The organism is Burkholderia sp. Ac-20344, assembly GCF_017104975.1.
In the GTDB taxonomy this organism is placed as follows: Bacteria; Pseudomonadota; Gammaproteobacteria; order Burkholderiales; family Burkholderiaceae; genus Burkholderia.
In genome coordinates, this window is the sequence record NZ_JAAGPP010000353.1 from 1 (window position 1) to 1558 (window position 1558).

At 63.8% G+C, this 1558-nt stretch carries 1 protein-coding gene; it reads right to left on the reverse strand.

Annotated features, from left to right (window positions below):
• Positions 1–295 precede the first annotated feature (295 nt).
• A complete protein-coding gene (locus G3N64_RS39080) occupies positions 296–1429 on the reverse strand; it encodes an IS110 family transposase (protein ID WP_205788893.1) in 1134 nt (377 codons plus the stop codon).
• Between the last annotated feature and the right edge of the window lie 129 nt (positions 1430–1558).

A 1558-nucleotide genomic window follows, 5' to 3' on the forward strand; every position in this document is an offset into this window, starting at 1 on the left:
CTGATATGACTCCCGGTGTCAATCGGGATCGGTTTTTCGGTTTCTCTGGTTCATGTTGCCGGAATTTCCTGAGGGCGACGTAGCAGTACATCTCGACGGTGGATCAAGCTGATATCCGCGGGTTGGGTACCGCATTACAGAGGTCCGCCCAATGAGCCTGCCGCTTTCTAGCGCCGCAAGTCGGATGCAATCCGTTGCGTAGTCGTTTCGCGGGTTACTCGTGTGCCGGGCTACGCCGCCTTCAGGAAACTCATCCTCCAGTCGTCAGGGTGGGTAGGATTGTTCGATCGCTGCATCACGCTGTGAGTCCTTCGTGCGGTACGGCGAGTGACATCGCGAGCTGACTGATGTCCCAGATGAACCCGGCGAGTTCGCGGGCGACCGCGACCACCGCGATGTTCTTCTGCTTGCCGCGCGCGACGAGCTTGCGATAGCGTCGGCACAAGCGCACCTGTGCGTCCCACGCCCGGTCCACAATCGGTTTCGGGATGCCTTCGTGGCGGCGCTGGATCTCGGGACTCACGCGTGCCGGGTGCTGGTAGCTCCAGGCCGCCTCGACGAGCAGCTTCCTGGCGTAGCTGTTGCCGTTCTTCGTGATGCTGCCCTGGCGGCGCTTCTCGCCTGACGAGTGTTCCGAGGGCGTCAGACCCAGCCAGGCCATCAGCTGGCGCGGATGGGCGAAGCGTGACAGATCGCCCAGTTCGGCGAGTACCCCAACGGCCGTAGTGAACTGCACGCCTCGCATCGTCTGCAGGGCCAGTACGACCGGATAGAAGCGCCAGCCGGCAACCGCCTCGCGCAACGCCGCCTCCAGACGCACGCATTGCGCGAGGCGGTCCTCGATCGCGCGCCGCTGCTCCTCGAACGCCAGTTGCTGCCAGGCGCTGCCGAAGGTGTACGAGCTGAGCCAGCGTCTGTGCGACGGGCCCCAGTCGGCGCGGCCGGTATAGCGCACCCCATGCGAGAGCAGAAAGGCCTTCACTCGTTGCCGGGCACGCTTCAGGTCGTCTTTGGCGCTCACCCACGTGCGTGCCAGATCGCGGAACGCTTCATCGTCCACAGTGGGCACGTATACCGATGAGAGGTCACCGGCGCGCAGCGATCGCACCAGCTTGATCGCATCGCGCCGGTCGGTCTTGACCCGCTCGCCCGGTTTCCTCGGAATCAGCGATGGGGCGCACACCATGCACCCGAATCCCTTCTGCACGAGCTGACGGTAAAGCCCGTAGCCGCATGGACCGGCCTCGTAGACAACGCAGACGTGCCGTGCCTTTGACTGCAGGCGCCTGCACAGGCGATCGACATCCGCCTGCGTCGTGCCAGCTTTGCCCAGCAGCTCGACTTCACCCGAACCGCGCGCATACGCGACCGTGATCGATTCCTTGTGTACATCGAGACCGACGTACAGCGTAGTGCTATCGTGTTCCATGCTGGCCTCCGTGCCGGAAATCGCCGGGTGCGGCCCTGTCCGCACCGTGCGGCTCTGGCAGCAATGCTAACCCGCGTCTGATTCCTCACGGCAGGCCAGCCTTTGCCTCACGAGAGTCATAGTGTCTAG